Here is a 21484-nt window from a genome sequence, read left to right on the forward strand (position 1 = left end):
ATGAAAAACGCCCCGGCATGTTCGGGGCGTTTTTTGTTACCTACTGAGCGGGTGTTTGCAGTTCGATCCGAGCTGAAACCCGGCTGGGCGCATCCTTGGCCTGAAACTGGTAGCTCTTGATCGTGTAGCCCCATTCGGGATGCGACGACGTAAGCCAGGTCGCCAGACGGATGAAATCCACATCATCAAACCGCAACAGCACTCCGTTTTGCGTTTCTGCGCCCAGTTCCGTCAATGACGACCACAGTTTTGCACGTCTTAACCCGTCTTCTAGCCCGCTCATTCCGACGGGTTCGTAGGTTTTTAGGGGCTCATCCGTGGTTTCGGTGGTCAATAAACTTGCTTCGGCGGACCGGTCAAGCACCCATTGATACAGCGCCATCGAGTCATCGACACTTTGCTCGGCAGCTTGGCGCTGTTCTTGCAAAGGCAAAAGAACCCCAACTGCCAGACCCGCAGGCAGGGCGACGCCAACCATTAACCCCAGCAGGATTTGCTCGCGTCGACTAAGCGTGGCGGCAAGGCTGGCCAATCGGGAAATCATTCGCCGCCCTCCGAAATCTGAGGCACCACAGCGTAATCGGCACGAATGCCATCTCGGCTGGTTTCCGTCCGTGAATCGCGCAGCGTCACCGTATAACCCTCAGCCCGAATAGCCTCCGCCAGGGTGTCGACGGATGCAAAGTCAGACAGGATCGCCACAACCCGCATCCCGTCTTTTTCGTCATAGCGGACAAGCTCTGGTTTTGCCTGCGCGGCGTGCAAAATCTGCGCGATTTGAACGCCCATATCCAAGGGGTCGAGCGGTTTGGATGGGGCCTCTTCGCTTGCTTTCATCGCGCCCAACGCGCGCGTGACTTGCAGGCGCACATCCAGAACCGGCGCGCCTTTGGTAAAGGTCTCTTGAACCTCTGACGTGATCAGTTTCGCCAAATCGCGAGATTGCGATTGATTGCGTTGCAGGGCCAGCCATTCGCCGCCCGCCCAGACACCCGCCGCCAAGGATGCCGCCAACCCAGCCCAGACCCAGGGGCGGATCTGTTTTTCTACGCGGTCCTTGGCTGCGGCGGGATTGCTACGCAGGTCCAATTCCAATTCGCCATGGCCCAGTGTTTTGGGTGTTATTTGAAACCTGTCCAATTCATTTACATCAGCCACCACCGGGATAGACGCATCAGCCGCCAAGGTGGAGACTTGCTCTGGCAGGTTGCCCATGGCCAGAATGGCCTTGGGTGCAGGCCCTTTCTCAATCGTCTGACGCATAGCGGCAATTGCCAACAGGGTCAGTGCTGTCATCCCGTCATCCGGTCCAAAACGCAGGCTTAGACCGGGTTGCCCGTCAATCTCAACTGGTTGAACCACCCATAGATCGGGGGCCGCGGGTAAAGACAAATAATCTGGCAAAACAGCGCGACTGGGGAGTTTTTGCAAATTGGCAAACCAGGCCTTATCCGCCGCGAAAACCGTATTCCAAGGGGCTTTCTTTTTCGGATCAAGGCCAGACACAAAAGGCCGCATGGCGATTTGATCTGGTTTCAAACCCAGCCTGTCCGACAATTGCCGCAACGCGACTTGCTCACGTGCCTGACCACGCAATCGCGGAGGCAAGTCCAACTGAACAAGGGGAACGTCGCTGCCCGAGACCAATGTCACCTGACGGTTTGTGGCCTCGGCTTCGCCCGCGCGAACAAACATTTGCGCCATGTCTGGGTTTTGGGCGGAATGGCGCAAATCTGGTCTCCGGTCGTGGTGTAGCCTTGGGCAGAATGCCGATTGGGCGGTTTAAGTGCAATGGGTCGAGGGTCAGGCCCCATTACTTAACAATGCTCAGTTCACCAGATTTTGTTCCAGACCAGGCATATGCCCGCAGGAATAGTGGTTCTATTTCAAGGGCATATAACGCAGGCTGGGACAAAATCCGGCGAACCCGCAGGGCATGGAGAAATACATGCTCTCAGCGGCTCGATTTTCTTGCCAAGGCAACCAGCCTTGTCTGCGAAATTCAAACCTCTGATAACACGTATTTTTCCATGCTGAGCATTGTGAAGTAATGGGTCCTGACCCTAAGGGCGTCGTGTTTGGCGCCACAGCACGTCGAACACGGGCGGTCGCCCCTTGCGATGCAACACCGTCTCGCGACGGGCGGTCAGCTTATCGATTTTGGTCTGCGATTGAACAAGAAACCATTCCGAGGCAACGGAAATATGTTGTTCGGTCAAAAGCAGCGGGTCAACTTCATCCCCCTGGCCTTCGCGTTCTTCCTCGGTGGGCAAACGCGCAGCGGCCAGGAAATCTGTGGTTGATTGAAACGGGTCCTGGTCACGCGCGGCCAAAAGCCGGGCACGGGTGGCGGGTGGCAGATTGGGCAGGAAGGCAGCCAGTACTTCTGGTTTGGCCGTGTTGACGTTCAAGGTTGAATCCCCTGGCAAGGCAGTGAGATAGGGCTGCATTTTTGTGAAATTCTCATCCGACAGCGAAGGGATCGCCCGCAACTGGTCCAGCGTTAAAACCGCACCGCCAACCGGGTCCAGGGCAGGTTGCATCTGCCGCCAAACCGCGCGGTCACTTGGTCCGCCGGGTTGGAGAAAGGCGCGGATGTCTCGCCCCAATTCGGGCGATAGAACCAGGATCTTTAACAGGCTGTCAAACGCGTTTTGCGCCACGAGGTTGTCGGCATCCACCAGCCAGTTCACGTTGAACCGGCCCTGCATGTCTTGCAGTGATCCAGTCACTTGACCACGGGCCAGATCAACCGGTGGCAAAGGTTTTGCCCAAGCCTCGCCCAAATGATCAATGCCGTTCAGATCACGGGCAAGCGTTTCAAATGCAAAGGCATCAAAAGCGTCGAGGTTCAACGAAATCTGCTCGGCCCCGGAGCCTGAAACCAATCGCGCCCGACCTGCTTCGGACCGGGAAAGCAGAAAGACTGAGACCGCAGCCAGTGCTGCGACAAGGATCAACGCATTCACTAGCACAAAGCCGCGATCTTTATGTCGGGTCCCGACCATCAAAAGCTTTGCACCAATCTGATCGGGCCGACGCCCTCAAGCGTGAAGCTCAGTTCAATCGCTTGGGGCAGGGCGCTGGAATAGATCTCGGGGGCGGCCCCGGCGCTGTCGCCATCGCCGCCGCTATCCGTTGCCCCGACCGAGCCGCTGTTTAACCCGTCGATCCAACCCCGCCCGGTGACGTAGCTGCGAATGCGCAAATCGCTGACATTGCTTAGAACCTGCTGGTCACCGGATTTCGAACTTGAGTCCAAAGGTGTCAGTGTCACCCAATTGCGCCGGGTTAATCCGTTTTCATCCAGCGACCATTCCACCCGATGAAACCCATCGTCAATTGATCCATCCGCCAGGAAAGCGGGTTGACCGGCCACTGAGATGGACAGAGTCTGCCCCCGAAAGCGCAAGGCAGATTGCGGAGATTGGCGGTTTGGCGGGTAAAAGGCCATGGGAACAATGGCCGAAAGATCTGCGCGCAACAAAGTCAGAGCGCGGGACAGGGCCGCATTGTCGTCGACATGCTCAAGGATTATGTCGCGATTGCGCAACATGCCGGTCAGGGCCTGTGATCCCATCACCGCGACCAGGGCGAAAATCGACAGGGCCACCACCAATTCGATCAGGCTTAGCCCGGTATCTGATCTTTGCGCCTTCATGGGCCAGTCCTGCGCGAGAGATACGTCACCAATTGCGCGCCTTCGCCATTGCTGCTGCGCGCGGTGACGCGTGCCTCAACCAATCCACCGGCCGTGGTCTGGCGGTCGACCGAAATGGTGAACTCATACGGCCCCATCTGTACTTGCGTTGGAATTTGTGCGTCGGGCCCCAAGAGCTGCAACTGCTCCACATGATTGCGCGCGACAAGACGAGCCAGCAGGCGCGGCGTCTCTGCTCCGATATTGCGCTGCGATTGATCGACAGCTTGCAAGGCACCGATGGTCCCAATCGTCAAAATCAGGATGGCAACGGCCAGCTCGACCAGCGTGATCCCCTTGTCCTGTCGGGCTTTGATCAGTTTCCGGAACATCGCAGCCCCGTCAGCCCATCATGGTCACATTGATTTTGCCCCCCAAAGGATATCCGAAACGGAGTGACCATTCCGGACGGCAAGAGGACAATATCGGGCGTTTGTGCCGGTCGCAGCTTGGCAGATAGGGAAACACGCCCGCTCCAATCACGTTCCTTGGTATCCGTTTGCCAGCCGTTTGATTGCAGCCCGGCAGACTCAAAAGATGTGGTCGAGATTACCAAGCCTCGGGGTTGACCCGAATGAATGGCCTGGTCCCGTTGGGTATCAAACAGGGTTTGAAAAACCGCCATATCGCGACTTTCGGGAGCGCTTTGCCGTGACAGGGCGAGGCTGGCCCCAACGGCAAGAACTGACAGAATGGCGACACTGACCAGCAGTTCGATCAGGGTAAACCCTTGGTCTGTCGCGTTTTCTGTTACTTCAGCATCCACGATCCTATATCCGCATCCGCCCCGGAACCGCCTGCCACGCCATCCGCGCCATAGGAAAACACGTCAAAATCCCCGTGCACACCCGGTTCGAGATATTTGTATTCCTGCCCCCAGGGATCGACGGGGTTGCGATCCATATAGCCGTTCTCGGCCCAATTGGCCGGGGCAGGGTCACTGGTGGGGCGGGTGACCAGCGCAGCCAGGCCCTGTTCCGTGGTCGGGTAGCGGAAATTGTCCAGACGATAGAGGTTGATCGCGCTGACAATGGCGGCAATGTCCGATTGCGCCCGCGCGGCCCGCGCCTGATCTGGTCGATCAATGACCCGTGGCACGATGACCAAAGCCAGGATTGATAGAATAACCACAACGACCATCAGTTCGAGCAGGGAAAACCCGTCATCCTGTGGCTGATTTGTCTTGGTCATGCCATGATTGTCGGAATTCTGCATGTATAAGGCCTATGGATAAAGCTCTGGTCGAGGGGTTTGGAAAGATCGCAATGCACCTGCAAACCATTATTCACGCGGCCCTACCGTTGTCCAGACGATGTTGGCAGGCCGGGCTCATCCTATGAGTTTTGGAGAGGCTTTTGCAGTCGTTTTCTTGCTGTTGATGGCTCCGGCGGTCGGATCTTTTTTGGGGGTTCTGGTTGATCGGTTGCCAAGACAAGAGGACGTTTTCCGGCAAAGATCCAGATGTCGGGATTGCCAGCATCCTTTGGCGGTTTGGGATCTGGTGCCGGTGCTCAGCTATGTTTGGTTGGGCGGGAAATGCCGATATTGTCGGGCAGAGCTGTCCCCATGGCACTTGTATATGGAGATTGCGGCCTTTGGCCTTGCTGTGGTGGCGGTGTCCGCAGGCGGCGATGCGTTGCAAATATGGCTCAGCGCGGTGTTCCTGTGGCTCTTGCTGGCACTTTTGGCGGCAGACCTCATCTGGTTTCGCCTGCCTGACCCGTTAAACGCAGCGCTTTTGGTCGCTGCAGTGGGTGTTTCTGTTCAACCGGGGCAGATCGGTTTGAAGGCTGCTCTAATAGGGGCTTTTCTGGGTGTGGTGATCTTTCTTGCCTTGCGCATTGGCTACCAAGCCATACGCAAGCGCGAAGGATTGGGACTTGGCGACGTCAAACTCATGGCGGGGCTTGGGGCCTTTGCAGGGCCGTGGGATTTGCCGCTACTCTTGCTGATAGCGTCTTTGGGGGCCTTGCTGGCCAGTGTCGTTGGGTTGGGAAACAAACGATCCACCGCTCCGATTGGCCTGCATCGCCTGCCATTCGGGGCCGCACTTTGTGCGGCGGCGATGCTGTTATGGGTGCTGAGACAGGGATATATCATTTGACCTGACAGGATTCCCGGTTTGAGTTTGCCTGCCTGACCTTTTAGGGTCTGCTAGCAGTGTTCGAGTTCCCCTTTGTTTTTGATCTTTGAAACGAGCGAGCCATGTCTTTTTCAAACGCATCCCTTTCCGCCCTTGCCCTGTGCATCGCTCTTGGCCTGTCAGGCGCCGCTTCAGCACAAGAGAGCGCGGACCCCAAATTAAGCATGCAAGAGGTCGAAGCAGCCTGGGCGCAACAAGATTTTGTTAAAGTGCGCGGAGGGCTCAAGGTTCTGGCGGAAGAGGGGATGCCTTTTGCCATGTACCGCTATGGTCGGGTTTTGTTGCAGGGCTTGGGTGGCCCCAAAGATCAGGAAGGGGCCGAGTTTTGGCTGGAAAAGGCGATCGAGGCCAATCAACCCAATGCATCCGTTCTTTTGGCACGCCTATTGCTGACCAAGACCGAGGACGGAACCGCGCGGGATCCTGAACGCGCCGCGCAATTGCTCAAGGCCGCCGCGCCGCTTGGCAATCACGAGGCCCAGTATTATCTGGCACGCCTTTACCAAAAGGGCGAGGGAGTCGCCAAAAGCGGTGCAGATGCTTTTAACTGGATGCGGGCTTCGGCCATTGGCGGCTATGTGGATGCGCAATTTTCCCTAAGCCGTCATTACTCAAGGGCGAAGGACTCGGAACAAACGCTGTATTGGCTGAATGAGGCTGCGGGCCAGGGCCATCGCGAAGCGCAGTATTTCCTGGGATATGCCTTGGATCAGGGCCAAGGTGCGAAACAAAACCGCGAACTGGGTTTTGAATGGTTGCTTAGGTCCGCTGAGAGTGGGTTTATTCCGGCTCAGGTGGCGGTTGGGCGCAAATACCTGTCCGGTGACGGCGTACCCACAAACGGGGCAGAAGCACAGCGCTGGTTGAAGATCGCCGCGCAGTCCGGCAGTTCTGAGGCTATGACATCACTGGCAAAGGGCCATCTGGCTGGGGATGTCGTGGAGTTGAACGAACCTCTTGCTCTCAATTTGTTGCAAAAGGCGGTCCAGCGCGGGTCACCAAAGGCAATGGTCGCTTTGGCCGGGATGTTGGAACAAGCGCAAGGCGGGGCTGAACGTGACCTTGAAGAGGCTGTCAAACTCTACAGAACCGCGCTGGATTTGGGCTTTGACGAGGCGTCGCTGGAATTGGGCAGATTGGCCAGCTCGGGTGCATTGGCCGAAATGCTTGCACCGCATCGTATGGTGCCTTGGGTGATGTCTTCCATCGAAAACGGAGACGAGGCGGCATTGGATTGGCTGCGTGATCAAGCCGCCCAAGGGTTGCGCCCTGCGCAAACGGCTCTGGGCATATGGGCGGGCAGAACCGAGGGTGCCCCTGACGATGCTGCGGCCCTTTTGACCAATGCGGCGGCGGCCGGGGATGCAAGGGCGCAATATGAGCTGGGCCTATTGTACATCACCGGGCAGGGTGTGGAGCTCGACTATGTTCAGGCGCATAAGTGGGTCAATATCGCTGCTGCCAGAGGTGTAGAGGCGGCGGCGGAAAAACGGGATGTTCTGGTTGATCTGATGACCCCTGAACAAATCGCCGAGGCGCAAACAGCTGCCAGAGAGTTCTTTGACCAGGCAAGCGCGCCGACAGAGGTTAAGCCATGATCCGCACACTCCGATTAGGTTGGGTTCTGGCGTTGTTATTGGCTGTTCTGGCACCAACCGTGCAGGCGCAAGGGGGTGCTGGCGAAGCGCAGCAATTGCGCCAAGCAGCAGAAGCAGGAGACGCTCAAGCGCAGTATCAACTGGCCATCCTGCTGCATGAAGGCAATGAGGTGCTTCAGGATTTTTCGGAAGCGGCCAAGTGGCTGCAACGCGCCGCAGACCAAGGCCTGCCAGAAGCCGAGAACCGATTGGGGCAAATGTATCATTCGGGAATTGGCGTGGCCAAGGATCGCGCTCAGGCTTTGATCTGGCTGTCAAAAGCTGCGGCTGAGGGGAACGAAAATTTCCTGTATGACTATGGTTTGGCTCTGGAGCATGGCGCGTCGGGTGACGCTGATCTGGCGCTCGCGGCGAACCAATACGGCAAGGCCATGGACAAGGGCCATGTCGACGCGGCTGTCAGCTTGGCCGTGTTGCTGCAGGCAGGGCGCGGCGTGCCGCAAGACCTCGCGATGGCTCTGTCGATCTACCAACAGGCAGCCAATGCCGGTCATGCCAGAGCGCAGAATAACCTAGGTCTGATCTATGCCCGTGGCGAAGGTGTCGAGGTCGACCATGATTTGGCCTTTCGCTTGTTCAAGGCCGCTGCGGATCAGGGCTTGGCAGTCGCCAAAAGCAATCTGTCCACCATGTATGGAAATGGGTTTGGCGTAGATTTTGACGACGACCTTTCGGCCGAATTGGCCAAAGAGGCCGCTCGGGCAGGGTCGGAAAGCGGTAAGTTGCACCCGGTCTATGATCCACGGTTGCTGCCGGTTGAGGCTGATGAGCTAACCGTCAAGCAATTGACCACTGGCGCCAAATCCGGCGACCCGGTGGCGCAGTTCCAACTGGCTTGGCTGCTCGTGTCCAAGACTGATGTGGCATTTGAGCAGTTGCAACAGGCCGAGGCGTTGTTTCGTGCCTCAGCCGAGGCTGGCTACGCGCCCGCCATGGCAAATCTGGCGGTGATGTATGTTGAGGGATGGGCGTTGCCACAGGATTACGTGCTGGCGCAGATGTGGTTGGTTTTGGCCGGGGCCAGCGGTTTTGCCCCGGCGCGAGACATGAATTTCACTCTGGCCACACGGATGACACAGGCCCAAATTGCGATGGCGCAGACCATGGCAAAGCAACGGGTGTCGTCAAATTAAGTTGATCTCTGATCGAAGCTGATTGTGCGCTAGAGCGCTTTCAGCTGCGCCTTGATGCTGGCCAAACGCCCCGTCAAAGAGCCGATTGGGTCCATATCTGGGTGCTTTTTCACCACCTCAGCCAGCGCGCCCTTGGCTGCCGTCAAATGGGCTTTGCCGCTTGCCGTGTCCCCTTGGCCGAGGGCAATCATCCCCATTTCATGTTTGGCAGTGCCATAAACCGCCAACGCTGCTGAGCGCGCTTCGCCTGTCTGCGTATTGGCAAGCGATGATGTCACCGCCGCGGCTTTGCCAAAATCATTGCTGCGCAGGGCGGCATGGGCGTATTCCAATTGCAATCGCTGGGCCAGCGGGCCAGCTTGCGGCACCAGTTTGAGGTAATGGCGCTTGGCGGCTTCGTAATTGCCCTCTTCTAGCGCTGTGCGCGCGACGGCATATTTGGCCTCAAAACCTTTTTGGCCCACAGCTGCATCATCGCAGCCGACCAAAAACAAAATAGCCAAGCCGGTCAATCCGGCCCGGGTCATCGGGAATACCTGCATATCTGCTCTCTCAACGCTTATTTTCTTGCGTATTTCCAGTGAGTATACCCATTTTGCGTTGCTGGGTCTATGGTCTGGGCAAAAGCGTTGGAGAATGAGGTTTTTATGCGTCTGTTGGGTTGGATCGTGATGCTTGCTGCGCTGGCTTTTGCCGGGAAGGCTGGTCATGATCTGTGGCAGGACCTCCAGCAGGAAGAGGCTCAGATCGTGCTGGTAGGCAATGCGAAACCGGTGGACGCTGTTGCTGATGAGGTGGTGGAACGCAAGCCACGCAACTGGCCGCCAATTTTCGGAGAGCCTCAGCCGCCCAAGCCAGTTTCGGATGCGCCCCAGGAAGAACCCCAGCCACCCAAACCTCCGAAACCGCCAATCGACTCCTTGGGCTATGCGCTTAAGGGCATGGTGCAAATGGGCAGTGCGACCTGGGCTATGATTGACCACCCAACTGGGGAACGCTTGGTGCGCCGGGGCGATGATCTGGCGGAGGATATTCAGGTGGTCAAGATTGACCAAGCCGGGGTCTGGGTGTCGCGATCCGGGGATGAACCGGAATTGCTGGAATTTGTAGATCAGCCATAGGGTCAGGACCCTAGGGTCAGGCCCCATTAATTCACAACGCTCAGTTCGCCAAATTTTGTTCCAGACCAGGCATATGCCCGCAGGAATAGTGGTTCTATTTCAAGGGCATATAACGCAGGTTGGGGCAAAATTTGGCGAACCCGTCGCGCCAGAGGCGCGCCGAGCATAGTCGGCCTCCCTTTGGGAGGACGGGCAAGGAGAAATACATGCTCTCAATGGCTCGACTTTCTTGCCAAGGCAACCAGCCTTGTCTGCGAAATTCAACCCACTGATAACACGTATTTTTCCATGCTGAGCATTGTGAATTAATGGGTCCTGACCCTAGCCAGCCACAGCGGCCTGCAGGTCAAAGACTGGCAAGAGCACGGCCAGAACCACAACCAATACCAAAGCGCCAACCAGCATCATCAATAGCGGCTCTAACAGGGCGGCGATGCGTTTGCGCTCGGTTTGCAACTGATGTTCGGTCAGTGTCGCGGCGCGATCCGTCATTGGGGCCAGTCGCACGGAAATCTCCCCGGCCGAAATCAATTGGCGCGCGACAGGGGGCAAAAAGCTGAGTTCCTCCAAAGCGGAGGCCAGGCTGCGCCCCTGTCGAATGGCTTGTGACACGGCCTGCGCTTCGCTTTGAAACTGGTCGATGTTCAGAACACTTGCCGCGCTTTCAACGGCGCTGAGAACCGCGTGGCGTGACCCCAGGACAAGGGCCAGGGTGCGCATGTATTGAACCGCCTCGGACATGCGCGCAAGCTTGCCCAGAACTGGCAATTTCAACGCGGTATTGTCGCGCAAGCGCCGCAGGGCGGGGAAATAGGGAATGGCCGTGATCAACAGGATCACCGCGCCCAAGATGGCCAAAACGATCTGCCAGTTGCCAAACAGGAAATCGGAAATTGCCATGACTGTTACTGTCAAAGGCGGCAAGTCGCGCCCGGTCATTTCGAACATCGACACGATTTCAGGGGCGACATTCACCATGAGAATACCGCAGACCAACAGGGAAACGGCGGCGACGAACCCGGGATAGATCAGGGCGGTGGCGATCTTGGATTTGCCGATGCTCAGCTCTTCGAGATGATTGGCCAGTTCTTGAAAGACAGCGGCCAATTCCCCAGCATCTTCACCCGCTCGCAAGGAGGCAAAGACATACGGCGCAAAGCCCGCGCCAGAGCGTTCCAAAGCTTGGGATAATGGCGCGCCATCCAGCAATTCGGCGCGGCTGCGTGCAGCCACGGCTTCGAGCGCCGGGTGACCGCCATTTCGAACCGCTTCCAAGGCCTCATCCACCGGCAATTCAGCAGCCAGCATGACTGCCATCTGGCGGGTAAAGACGATTTGCAAATCTGGGCTTAGCCGTCTCGCTGTTCGGCCAAAACTAAGCGATGACTTTAAGCCACCCTGTTTGGCCTCGGAAATCTCGGCCGGAAACAGGTCCTGGCGCGCCAGTTGTTCCGTTGCATGGGTTTCGGTTTCGGCGACAATTGTGCCGGTCTTTTTGCGCCCGGCGCTGGTATAGGCGACGTAGCTATAGGCCCTCACGTGACGTCTCCGACCACGCGCAAAGCCTCGCCCAGGCTGACTTTGCCATCGGCGACGGCTTGCAACCCTTGGCCGGTCAGCGTGTCGCGCGATGTCAGGGCCAGCGATTTGATCGCGGCTTCGCTTTCGCCTTGGTCAATGGCGTTTCGCAGCGATTCCGTGACCTCAGTGATTTCGAAAATTCCCATCCGACCGGCATGGCCTGATCCGTTGCAGGAGGGGCAACCATCCGCGTGGAAAAGATGGTTTGGCGGTGTGATCTGGTGACGCTCAAAGAGCGCGCGATCATCGGCGCTTAGCGGGATGGCCACGCGACATTCCCGGCAAAGAACCCGCAACAGGCGCTGGGCGATCACGCCACGCAGGGTGGCGGCGATTAGGAAATTCTCCAACCCCAGATCCCGCAAACGCACAATTGCCCCGACCGAGCTGTTGGCGTGCAGAGAGGAAAACACGAGGTGACCGGTCAAAGCCGCCTGAGCGGCAGTGCTTGCGGTCTCGGCATCGCGGATTTCGCCGACCAGAATGACATCCGGGTCTTGGCGCAATGTGGCACGCAACCCGGCGGCAAAGGTCATGCCGATTTCAGAATTGATTTGTGATTGCGAGATGCCGGGCAGGTCATATTCGATCGGATCCTCGACCGTGACAATATTGCGCTCGGACCGGTTGGCGAGTTGCAGGATCGAATAGAGCGTCGTGGTTTTGCCCGCCCCTGTGGGACCGGTCGCCAGAATGACACCATTAGGAAAGGCGGCCAGTTTGCGCAGCAGGGTTTCCTGCGCCTCGGATAGGCCCAGATCGGTCAGGGGCATCAACCCGGTCGAGCGATCCAGAATCCGCAGCACAATGCGTTCGCCATAATGACCGGGGAGCGAGCTGACACGCGTGTCGATCACTCGACCACCCAGAGACAGGGGGATGCGCCCATCCTGAGGCAGGCGGGTTTCGGCAATGTCCAACCCGGCCATGACCTTGAACCGTGAGACGATGCGTTTCACCGGCACGTCCGGGCGGTCCAGCATTTCTTGCAAGACACCATCGACGCGGATGCGCACCCGCAATCCGCCCTCATGCGGCTCCACATGCAGGTCAGAGGCTCCGCTTTGCAGCGCGCGGCGCAGCATCTGGTTCACAAGCTGTATGACCGGAGCGTCGCCGGGTTCGTCCAGCAAATCCCTTTGACGGCGGGCAAATTCCGCCTCTTCGAGGTCAAAGCTGATGTCTTCCGTTGCGGAGCCTTCGGCGTTGTTGCTGTCGCGATAGGCCTCGGCCAAGGCGGTGTCAAAGGCCATCTGATCCACCTCAATTACGACAATCTCAGCCCCGCCAATGCGGCGCTGCACCTCGCGCAGGCCCAACTGCGTGACCTTTGGGCCCAGAACCACACGGCCCGGCGTCAGGACAACCTGTTGATCCTGCGCAAAAGCAAACGGCAAGCGTTGCGACGTCACGCCCTTAATGCCCGCCGAATTTGAGTCGGCTGGGAAGCGGGGGGTAGTTTCGGCGCTGGGCAACGTCATCCACAAATCCGGCGTCAAAGGGTTGGTTCAGATCGGCACCGTCAAAGGGCAATCCGCCGACCTTGCTTTTGGGAAAGCTTCCATCATCCAGCGGCGCAATGGAAGTACTGATTTCCTTGGCCTTCTTGGTGACTTGCCGCGTAATACGTCGCGCCTCGGCGTCACTGGTCACCACCTGCGGGCGGATCAGCATCAGCAAAACGCGCTGCGATTTATTGCTGTTCTTTCCTTTGAAAAGCGCGCCCAGAACCGGGAGCTTGGACAGTCCCGGTACGCGCTGCGAGACCGATCCATTGCCGTTTTCCAACAATCCGCCCAGCATGATCACCGACCCATCGCGCACGAGCACAGTGGTGGACAAGGACCGCCGTGTGGTGATTTCACCGCCCGACGAGGCGTTGTCGCTGGTCAGGTTGGAGACCTCTTGCTTGATCAGCAGACGCACGGTGCGATCCGCGTTGATCTGCGGCGTGACGTTCAAGGTCAGGCCAACGTCCTGGCGCTCAATGGTCTGGAACGGGTTTTCAACAGCGCTTTCGCCCACGGTTGAAAAGCTGCCGGTGACAAAAGGCACGTTCTGCGCCACGACAATCTCGGCCTCTTCGTTGTTCAGGGTCAAAACCGAAGGGGTCGATAACAGCCGGGTGGAGTTCAGCGAAGTAATGGCGGTCAGCAAGCCGATCAGCCCGTCATTGCCGCGTCGATGGTTCACCGCCAAAACGCCACCATTGCCGGGGTCGCCTCCGGTGCCGCTGGTCACGGCCGAAATCAGGTTGATCAGGCTGGTGCGTCCGGGCAGGGCGAATTGCGCGCCTCCGACCAAAGCATCGTTCAGGATGGCTCCGAACTGGACCGAGAGGTCAGACAGCCCTTCGACCGACATTTCAAAAATCACCGCCTCGACAAGCACCTGTTTCGGGCGCTGATCAAGGTAATGGATCATCTTGGCGATATCGCTGATCCGCTCTTGCGGGGCGGAGACCAGCAAGGAGTTGGTTTGCAGTTCAGGCACAATGCGGATTGGTTCGCGAACACCGGTTGGGTCCTCGGTGTTCAATGTGCGCATGACAACCTCAGCGATTGAGGTCGCATCGGCATAATTCAATGGAATGGCGCGGGACACCACCGTGTCGCGCTGTGTGTCCAGCTCGGCCACCAGAACACGTACGCGATGGCGAATGGCCTCGGACCCTGAAATCAGCAGCGCATTCGAGCGCCGGTCGACGGTGACGGTCGAGCTGTCCTCGAGAATCTCCATCGCCTGAATGACCTGCATCACCTCTGCCGCGTTGGCGTTGCTCAGCCGCAGGATTTCGATGGGTTGGGTCTTGGACGGTTTGTCAAGCTGGTCGATCAGCTTGGCAATGCGATCAATATTGGCCCCACGATCCGACAGGATCAACCGGTCAGACCCTGGTACCGCCGTGATAATCGCCTCGGATGGCAGCAGCGGGCGGACAACTTCGATGGCCTCTTGCGGGGTGATGTCATGCACGCGGATCACGCGGGTTTCAAACCCGCCGGGCAGCGCGTCGCCGCTTGTGGCCAATTCGCGCGCCGAATTCAACGGCACGATCCGGTCGGCCCCGGCCCCGTCGACAATGGTCAGCCTGTTCAGTTCCAAAACGGACAAAAAGACCTGATAGAGGTCTTCATTCGACATTTCCTCGGGCGACAGCACGGTGACCGTGCCGCGCACTCCGGGATCAAGGACAAAGCTGCGCCCGGTGGCCTCGGATACGATTTCCACAAAGTTGCGAAGGTCGGCGTCGCGCAGGTTCAGGGTGACCTGCGCCTGTGATTTGCTGGGGAAGGTCGCGCTAATACAAAGAAACAAAAGGAAAAAACAAAGACACTGACAGCCACGCAACAGATGGGACAAGGCCACGGAGAAACCGGCCCTGACGGGGGTCTGCAATGCTTGATGCATCATGATCTGCTCTCATTTTCGGGGCTTTTGCGCCCCTTGCTTTGATTATTTGCAGCGATCATAGGCCAAAACCGCAGAAAACGCACGGGTTTCTAACGGTTTGGGCACAAAGCGGTCAAAGCGATGCAAATGCACCATGAATGGGGGGTGAGACCTGGCAATTCTGCCAGATCATCACCGCTTTTTACGCGACATCGCCTCTTGCAAGGCGGCCCCAAGCGCACCGGATTGGTTGCTTTGGTTGGGTTTCGCGCTGTAGCCCTTGTTATTGCCTTGGCGCGGCTGCCTTGGTCCCTTGGATGGGCCTTTGGCCCCGCGATCATTACGGCGGTCGCTGCGTTGATCATTGCCGGGCTTCTTCATCGACAACCCAATGCGTTTGCGGGCTACATCGACCTCGGTCACGCGCACCTTGACAACATCTCCGGCCTTGACCACGTCATGAGGATCTTTGACGAACCTATCCGCAAGCTGGCTGATATGGACCAAACCATCCTGATGCACACCAATATCCACAAACGCCCCAAAGGCGGCGACATTGGTCACAGTTCCTTCAAGCGACATACCAGTACGTAGGTCTTTTATGTCTTCGATTCCATCGGCAAAGCTGGCGGTTTTGAAATCCGGGCGCGGGTCGCGACCGGGTTTTTCAAGTTCCTGAAAGATGTCGCGCACGGTGGGCAGGCCAAAACGGTCATCAACAAACTGCTCAGCACGCAAACCGCGCAGGGCCTTGTCATCACCGGCAATCGCACGCAGGTCACGACCGCAAGACGCAACGATCCGCCGCGCCACATCGTATGCTTCAGGATGGACCGAAGAGGCATCCAGCGGCTCCTCCCCCTCGCGAATGCGTAAGAATCCCGCGCATTGCTCAAACGCTTTTGGCCCAAGACCTGAGACCTTGAGCAGCGCCTTGCGCGAGGCAAAGGCCCCGTTGATATCGCGATGATCGACGATGGATTGCGCCAGCGACGGCCCAAGCCCAGCCACATGAGAAAGCAAAGGCGCAGAGGCGGTATTGAGGTCAACGCCAACGGCGTTCACCGCGTCTTCGACCACGGCCTCAAGCGTTTTGGCAAGGCGGCGCTGATCCACATCATGCTGATATTGCCCGACACCGATGGATTGCGGTTCGATTTTGACCAGCTCGGCCAGCGGGTCCTGCAAGCGGCGTGCAATCGATACGGCCCCGCGCAAAGACACGTCGAGATCGGGGAATTCCCGCGCCGCCAATTCAGAGGCCGAATAGACCGAGGCCCCGGCCTCGGACACCACAACCTTGGTGGGTTTCTTGACCGCGGGGGGCAGCAGTTTCAGGGTTTCGGCGACTAGTTTTTCAGTCTCGCGGCTGGCGGTGCCATTGCCGATGGCGACCAGATCAACATTGTGGCGTTGGACCAGCTCGATAATCTTGGCCTCAGACCCGCGCACATCCATTTTGGGCTGGAACGGGTAGATGGTTGCCGTGTCCAAAACCTTGCCGGTTGCGTCGACCACCGCGACTTTGACTCCGGTGCGAATACCGGGATCAAGCCCAAGCGTGGCACGCGGACCGGCGGGGGCGGCCAGCAGCAGATCTTTGAGGTTGCGAGCGAAAACGGTGATGGCTTCCTCGTGGGCGCGTTGGCGAAGATCGGTGAGCAGATCCATATACATGGACAGGCTCAGTTTGATCCGCCAGGTCCAACTGGCCGCTTTGCGCAGCCAGGCATCGCCCGGCCCATCGCCACGAATGCCAATGGCAGCACCAATAATCGTCTCGGCCCTTGCGACGCCTGTTTCAGGGTCAGGCGCAATGTCGATGGTGACAATTTCCTCTTTTGAGGCGCGCAGGATGGCCAAGGCGCGGTGCGCGGCAATATCCGACCATTTTTCGGAATGGTCGAAATAGTCCGAAAACTTGGCCCCAGCCTGTTCTTTGCCCTCAGCCACACGCGAGGTAATAACCGCCTCAGCCTTCATGAACTCGCGTAACCGGCCCAGCAGATCGGCGTTTTCGGTCAGCTCTTCGGCCAGGATATCGCGCGCGCCGTTCAGCGCGGTTTTCACATCCGCCACAGCGTCAGAGACATAGCCCGCCGCCAAAGCCTCGGGGTCAGCGTTCCGATCGCCCAAAATCGCGCGCAGCAATGGTTCCAGCCCATTTTCGCGGGCAATCATCGCTTTGGTGCGGCGTTTGGGTTTGTAGGGCAAATAGATGTCTTCGAGTGCCGATTTGGTTTCGGCCCCGGCGATGGCACGGGTCAGATCATCTGTTAGTTTGCCCTGATCCTTGATGGATTGCAGGATGGTCGCACGGCGCGCTTCCATGTCGCGCAAATAGCCCAGACGATCCGCCAAAAGCCGCAATTGGCTGTCATCCAGCCCACCGGTGACCTCTTTGCGGTAGCGTGCCACAAAAGGAATCGTCGCACCACCATCCAGCAGTTCAACCGCTGCAGTGACCTGATTGGTATTGGCCCCAATGTCAGAGGCAATGGTGCGGGCGATACGGGTGGCGGTCTGATCCAAAACAGGCTCCTGCAAACAAATCGGAAACCTGTGATAGCCGTGAGGGCTGTCGGGTCCAAGGACTAATTGTTCAGGATCGAATTTCGGAAAATTTTGGCGCAGTTCTATGAGGGAGCTTCCGCACTGCGTCGGAAAAATCAGCCCAGCAGGCCGAGGATCAGCGAAAGGGCGATCAGCATATCAATCAGGATAAAGGACCATGTCACCCATTTGCGGATTTCGAATTGGTCGCGGCGTTTGAAGGCAATGGTGCCTCCGGCGGTGACCGCGATCAACGCGATGATTTGTGTCGCCGCGCCACCGATTGACGTGGCGACCATGTAACCTAGGGCGAGATAGACCAAACCTACAGGAACCAGGGCCCAGGTGTCGCGTCGACGCCCGTCCATCATCCACTCGGTTGCGTGCCAGATTCCGGTAAAGACGAGCAACCCGCCTGCTATTCCTGTATACATACTGAATTCCTTTGCCTTTATGGGCAGGGCTGGCCTGCCACGCCCCAGATTGCCATGTCATCCACATGCTGCTGCAGGCTGTAGGGCGCAGGTTCGCGGGTGCCACCGGGGTTCCACCCCCACAGCACGGGCCCATACAGGCTGGCATCGTGAATAAGGTGGTCAACCAGACCCTCCCAATCGCGGCCTCCATTGCGTTCAGGGTCTTTCATTTGCTCACAGATCTCTTTGTCGGTTTTACCAAACCAGACAAATTCGACCGGAGCCAGCTGCCAATCGATACCAAAATGCGGCGGGGCATGAGGTGCGCTGGCCAGATCGGAATTGGTACGATGGCAGGTGGAGCACATGACCGTTTCAGCACCAATCCGGCTTTCACCGGCATTGATGTTCATCCCGTGCGGGCGGGTTTTGCCATAACTTGGGCCTGACCACATGGGAATGTTGCTCTCACCCACATGGCAATTGGCGCAGCGCGGATGGCTTGCCACTTCAAAGATCCGCGCAAATGCGACGAGCCCGTCTTCCAGGGTGACTGACCCTGGTGCCGGGATATTCTTGACGGCAATGGGGTCCCCCTCCCCCTCGGCAAGGGCGGGCGCGGCAAGAACCAAAGCCGCGATGAAGTGGTTTAACTTAATCATGTCACGTCTCCCAAGACGGAATTGATCGGCTTTTCAGCGGCAATTCCTCTGTTCGCTGCATTTTAATGTATTTGGAATCCCCCTATTGGGAATTCACTGAATGCGCCAAAGTTCTGACATTTCGTGCCAATTATGCTTAGGTAGAGCGCGAAGGCCACGAAAGTGGCCCGTATTTGGCAGGCAACACCGGGTACAATGATGGGCAATAAATATGCGGTTGGGCAGATGATGCAGCAGGTCAGCGCCATTCTGAACCTGGATACAGGGCGCGTTCTGGCGCGGGCAGGTTTGTCGCCCAGTCTTGCCGAAGACCCCGATTTTAGCGTTGGGTCAGATGTCTATTTCTCGCTTTGGGATGCCATGATCATCGAGGCTGATCGCCCCAGTATCGTCATGGACCTTGCCATGGCCTATGCACATGGCCCGTTCCTGCCGCCGATCTTTGCCTTTTCCTGCGCTGATACCCTGGCTTTGGGATTGGAAAGGCTGTCTGTTTTCAAACCCTTGATCGGCCCGATGGTGTTTTCTGTAACACGACCAGAGGGTAAGTTGCGCATGTCGATCAAGGCCCTTGATCCGGCTGTGGAACTGCCGGCCAGTTTGGGTCTTTTCGAGCTTCTGTATATTACGGAATGCGCGCGCGTGTTTTCCGGGACCACAGTGACACCCGTCGAAATGACCGTGACCGCGCCGGTAGCTATGGATGAGGCAACGGAAAACCTGCTGCAAAAAGCACCAAAGGTCACCGGAGACCTTACCCTGACCTTCAGCGCCGAGGATGCGGATTTGCCATTGATTACGCGCAGCCAATCCCTCTGGGAAACGCTGGAACCGGACCTTCTGGAACAGTTGGAAACGCAGTCAGGCTCAGCAACGATGACGGGCCGCATCAAGCAAGCCCTGACCGAAGCGCTGCCCGGCGGGTCCGCATCGGTCGAAAACATGGCGCGAAAACTGAACATCAGCAAACGCAGTTTGCAGCGGCGCCTGAGCGAAGAGGGGACAAGCTTTCAGGGAATTCTAAGCGACGTGCGCCACAATATGGCGATCCGCTATCTCAAAGAAAGCGGGCTTAGCATCCCGGAGATTTCATACCTTCTGGGTTTTCGCGACACGTCGTCTTTTTTCCGAGCGTTTCAGGGATGGACGGGCTCCACGCCCGGTGACTATCGGGCGACGGATACCGCGATGCATTAGGGTGTTGGCCCTGGGTTCAGGAGGCTAACCAGCCAGCAGAGCAGATTGTCTCAGGCGCGCCAGCCTCCCGTTATACTCTGCGCCAAAAACAAAAATCACGGCCATCAAATATAGAAAAACCAAAGTGGCCATGACCCCGGCCAAACCGGCATAGGTGACGCTATAGGTGGAAAAATTGGTGAGGTAGAGCTCGAACAGCTTTGCTGACACTGCCCATAGGCAGACTGTCAGCAGCACGCCGGGCAACAGCTCTTTGACCGGGCGGTGAACGCCGGGCAGCCATTTGTGGAACGCGATCAAGGCGACCACCAAAGTAATGAGCGCCCCAGCCCAGGGTGGGCGCCATGCGCTATAGGCTTCGGGTAGGGCATTGAGCTGGATGGCGTCGAGCAAATCCAGATAGAGCGGCCTTGCGATCACGAGCGCTGTGACCCCGATCAGGGCCGCGCCCCCTGCCAGAACAAACCCGATGCAAAGCAAACGGGTTTTCCAAAAGGGGCGCAGGTCGTCTTCGCGATAGGCATCGGTGATCGAGACCCGAATGGCATCGACGCCGTTTGAAGCAAAGAAAATCGCCAGCAAGGCGCTGAAGGTTGCCGTGCGCCCGCTGCTTTGGGCCAGAACCGCCTGCAATTCGTTGACGATGGGGGCGGCCACGACCTCGGGCCAGGTGCCAAAGACCAGTTCGATGAGCTTGTCCGAATCCAACCCGCTGCTGCTGATCCCGGCCAAAGACAGGACAAAGATACAAAAGGGAAACAGCGCAAACATCATCGACAGCGCAATATGGCTGCTACGCTGCCAGCCTTTTTTGTCATCAAACTGAACAATCGCCTCTTTCAAGGCTTGCATATAAAGCATTCTGAACTTTCCAATCCAAGCCGCGTCACTATGCGGCCAAGATTGGAGGAAGCTTGGCGATTGTCCAGCCTGTCTTTAGGCGTTCACATCCACCACAACACGGCCCTGAACCTGCCCTTGCAGGATGTCTGCGCCCAATTGGGGCAGATCGTCCAGCGTGGCTGGTTTGACCATGGCCTCAAGCTTGTCCATCGGCAAGTCTTTGGCGATGCGCTGCCAGGCGCGCAACCGGTTGTCATAGGGCTGCATGACGCTGTCGATCCCCAGCAGGTTCACACCGCGCAAGAGGAAGGGCACCACGGTCGCGGGCAGGTTCGCGCCACCGGCCAATCCAATCGCGGCAACGCTGGCCCCATACTGTAGCTGCCCCAGCACGCGGGCCAACATTGCGCCGCCCACGGCGTCGACACAGCCACCCCAGGTTTCGCTTTCGAGCGGGCGTTTCACGGTTTCACTCAGCTCTTCGCGCGCAACGATCTGGGTGGCTCCGAGCGAGGTTATGTAATCGCTGCTATCGGGGCGCCCGGTGACACCGGCCACCTGATGGCCGAGATTGGCGAGGATCGCCGTTGCGACCGAGCCAACGCCACCTGCAGCCCCGGTCACCAGCACTGGCCCATCCTTGATCCCGTGATCTTCCAGCGCCATCACTGCCAGCATCGCGGTAAAGCCCGCCGTGCCGACGGCCATGGCCTGTTTGGTGCTTAGCCCTTCGGGCAATGGCACCAGCATATCCGCCTTGACCCGTGCCTTTTGCGCATAACCGCCCCAGCGGTTTTCACCAACACGCCAACCGGTCAGCACCACCTTGTCGCCGGGCTTGTAACGCGCGTCATCCGAAGCTTCGACCGTGCCAGAAAAATCGATCCCCGGCACATGCGGGTAATTGCGCACCAGCCCACCGCCGGGCCCAATGCACAGCCCGTCCTTGTAGTTGACGGTGGAATATTCCACCGCAACCAGAACCTCACCTTCGGGCAGTTGATCTTCGCTGATCTCACCCACCGCGGCCGAGGTCTTGCCCTCGTCGTTTTTCTCGACAATCAAAGCTTTGAACATGGTGTTT

At 57.9% G+C, this 21484-nt stretch carries 21 protein-coding genes; 5 read left to right on the forward strand and 16 right to left on the reverse strand.

The features are described 5' to 3' along the window. Positions 1–40 precede the first annotated feature (40 nt). From gspM to gspG, 7 genes are all read right to left on the reverse strand, one after another. A complete protein-coding gene (gspM, locus tag CLV87_RS09265) occupies positions 41–544 on the reverse strand; it encodes a type II secretion system protein GspM (RefSeq protein WP_099241710.1) in 504 nt (167 codons plus the stop codon). Then, a complete protein-coding gene (gspL, locus tag CLV87_RS09270) occupies positions 541–1731 on the reverse strand; it encodes a type II secretion system protein GspL (RefSeq protein ID WP_133840729.1) in 1191 nt (396 codons plus the stop codon). Before gspL ends, gspM begins: the two co-directional genes overlap by 4 nt. A gap of 332 nt (positions 1732–2063) precedes the next feature. Next, on the reverse strand, positions 2064–3008 hold the full coding sequence (gene gspK, locus CLV87_RS09275; protein ID WP_099241706.1) for a type II secretion system minor pseudopilin GspK: 945 nt from the start codon (positions 3006–3008) through the stop codon (positions 2064–2066). Next, complete coding sequence (locus CLV87_RS09280) at positions 3008–3661, reverse strand: type II secretion system protein GspJ (protein ID WP_099244536.1); 654 nt, start codon at positions 3659–3661, stop codon at positions 3008–3010. The genes gspK and CLV87_RS09280 overlap by 1 nt, the downstream gene beginning before the upstream one ends. Then, positions 3658–4032 carry a type IV pilus modification PilV family protein gene (locus tag CLV87_RS09285; RefSeq protein ID WP_099241704.1) on the reverse strand — a complete coding sequence of 125 codons (375 nt, stop codon included), beginning with the start codon at positions 4030–4032 and terminating at the stop codon, positions 3658–3660. The genes CLV87_RS09280 and CLV87_RS09285 overlap by 4 nt, the downstream gene beginning before the upstream one ends. Further along, the gene (locus CLV87_RS09290) at positions 4017–4466 is read right to left on the reverse strand and encodes a prepilin-type N-terminal cleavage/methylation domain-containing protein (RefSeq protein WP_166652703.1); all 450 of its coding nucleotides are present in this window, start codon (positions 4464–4466) and stop codon (positions 4017–4019) included. The genes CLV87_RS09285 and CLV87_RS09290 overlap by 16 nt, the downstream gene beginning before the upstream one ends. Then, a complete protein-coding gene (gene gspG, locus CLV87_RS09295) occupies positions 4451–4915 on the reverse strand; it encodes a type II secretion system major pseudopilin GspG (protein ID WP_304363311.1) in 465 nt (154 codons plus the stop codon). The genes CLV87_RS09290 and gspG overlap by 16 nt, the downstream gene beginning before the upstream one ends. Positions 4916–5078: 163 nt before the next feature. Here gspG and CLV87_RS09300 point away from each other — a divergent pair, with 163 nt between their 5' ends. From CLV87_RS09300 to CLV87_RS09310, 3 genes are all read left to right on the forward strand, one after another. Further along, a complete protein-coding gene (locus CLV87_RS09300) occupies positions 5079–5804 on the forward strand; it encodes a prepilin peptidase (protein WP_255301721.1) in 726 nt (241 codons plus the stop codon). A 101-nt stretch (positions 5805–5905) separates the two neighbouring features. Beyond that, positions 5906–7441, forward strand: a complete 1536-nt coding sequence (locus tag CLV87_RS09305; protein ID WP_099241698.1) for a tetratricopeptide repeat protein — start codon at positions 5906–5908, stop codon at positions 7439–7441. Beyond that, on the forward strand, positions 7438–8634 hold the full coding sequence (locus CLV87_RS09310) for a tetratricopeptide repeat protein (RefSeq protein ID WP_099241696.1): 1197 nt from the start codon (positions 7438–7440) through the stop codon (positions 8632–8634). Before CLV87_RS09305 ends, CLV87_RS09310 begins: the two co-directional genes overlap by 4 nt. Before the next feature lie 29 nt (positions 8635–8663). Here the strand turns inward: CLV87_RS09310 and CLV87_RS09315 are convergent, their stop codons facing one another. Next, positions 8664–9176 carry an outer membrane protein assembly factor BamD gene (locus tag CLV87_RS09315; protein WP_133840730.1) on the reverse strand — a complete coding sequence of 171 codons (513 nt, stop codon included), beginning with the start codon at positions 9174–9176 and terminating at the stop codon, positions 8664–8666. Positions 9177–9281: 105 nt separating this feature from the next. On the opposite strand from CLV87_RS09315, the gene CLV87_RS09320 reads away from it, so the two are divergent. After that, positions 9282–9755 (forward strand): hypothetical protein, encoded by a 474-nt coding sequence (locus CLV87_RS09320; protein WP_133840731.1) that lies wholly within the window; start codon positions 9282–9284, stop codon positions 9753–9755. Between the two features lie 321 nt (positions 9756–10076). Here the strand turns inward: CLV87_RS09320 and CLV87_RS09325 are convergent, their stop codons facing one another. The 6 genes from CLV87_RS09325 to CLV87_RS09350 form a co-directional block, all read right to left on the reverse strand. Next, positions 10077–11294, reverse strand: coding sequence for a type II secretion system F family protein (locus CLV87_RS09325; protein WP_235871883.1), 1218 nt, complete (start codon positions 11292–11294; stop codon positions 10077–10079). Then, a complete protein-coding gene (locus CLV87_RS09330; protein ID WP_099241691.1) occupies positions 11291–12748 on the reverse strand; it encodes a GspE/PulE family protein in 1458 nt (485 codons plus the stop codon). Before CLV87_RS09330 ends, CLV87_RS09325 begins: the two co-directional genes overlap by 4 nt. A 4-nt stretch (positions 12749–12752) precedes the next feature. After that, complete coding sequence (gene gspD / locus CLV87_RS09335; protein ID WP_235871884.1) at positions 12753–14750, reverse strand: type II secretion system secretin GspD; 1998 nt, start codon at positions 14748–14750, stop codon at positions 12753–12755. 171 nt (positions 14751–14921) lie between these two features. Continuing rightward, positions 14922–17261 (reverse strand): Tex family protein, encoded by a 2340-nt coding sequence (locus tag CLV87_RS09340; RefSeq protein ID WP_099244528.1) that lies wholly within the window; start codon positions 17259–17261, stop codon positions 14922–14924. 137 nt (positions 17262–17398) lie between these two features. Further along, complete coding sequence (locus CLV87_RS09345; protein WP_133840732.1) at positions 17399–17716, reverse strand: hypothetical protein; 318 nt, start codon at positions 17714–17716, stop codon at positions 17399–17401. A gap of 17 nt (positions 17717–17733) precedes the next feature. Next, positions 17734–18360, reverse strand: coding sequence for a hypothetical protein (locus CLV87_RS09350; RefSeq protein WP_099241687.1), 627 nt, complete (start codon positions 18358–18360; stop codon positions 17734–17736). Positions 18361–18522: 162 nt separating this feature from the next. Here CLV87_RS09350 and CLV87_RS09355 point away from each other — a divergent pair, with 162 nt between their 5' ends. Further along, the gene (locus tag CLV87_RS09355; RefSeq protein WP_133840733.1) at positions 18523–19557 is read left to right on the forward strand and encodes an AraC family transcriptional regulator; all 1035 of its coding nucleotides are present in this window, start codon (positions 18523–18525) and stop codon (positions 19555–19557) included. A 24-nt stretch (positions 19558–19581) separates the two neighbouring features. On the opposite strand, the gene CLV87_RS09360 is transcribed toward CLV87_RS09355, so the two are convergent. Both CLV87_RS09360 and acuI read right to left on the reverse strand, forming a co-directional pair. Further along, positions 19582–20418, reverse strand: a complete 837-nt coding sequence (locus CLV87_RS09360; protein ID WP_099241684.1) for a YihY/virulence factor BrkB family protein — start codon at positions 20416–20418, stop codon at positions 19582–19584. 75 nt (positions 20419–20493) lie between these two features. Then, positions 20494–21477 (reverse strand): acryloyl-CoA reductase, encoded by a 984-nt coding sequence (acuI, locus tag CLV87_RS09365; RefSeq protein WP_099241682.1) that lies wholly within the window; start codon positions 21475–21477, stop codon positions 20494–20496. Positions 21478–21484: the final 7 nt, after the last annotated feature.

Source organism: Pelagimonas phthalicica, from assembly GCF_004364805.1.
GTDB classification, from domain to species: Bacteria; Pseudomonadota; Alphaproteobacteria; order Rhodobacterales; family Rhodobacteraceae; genus Pelagimonas; species Pelagimonas phthalicica.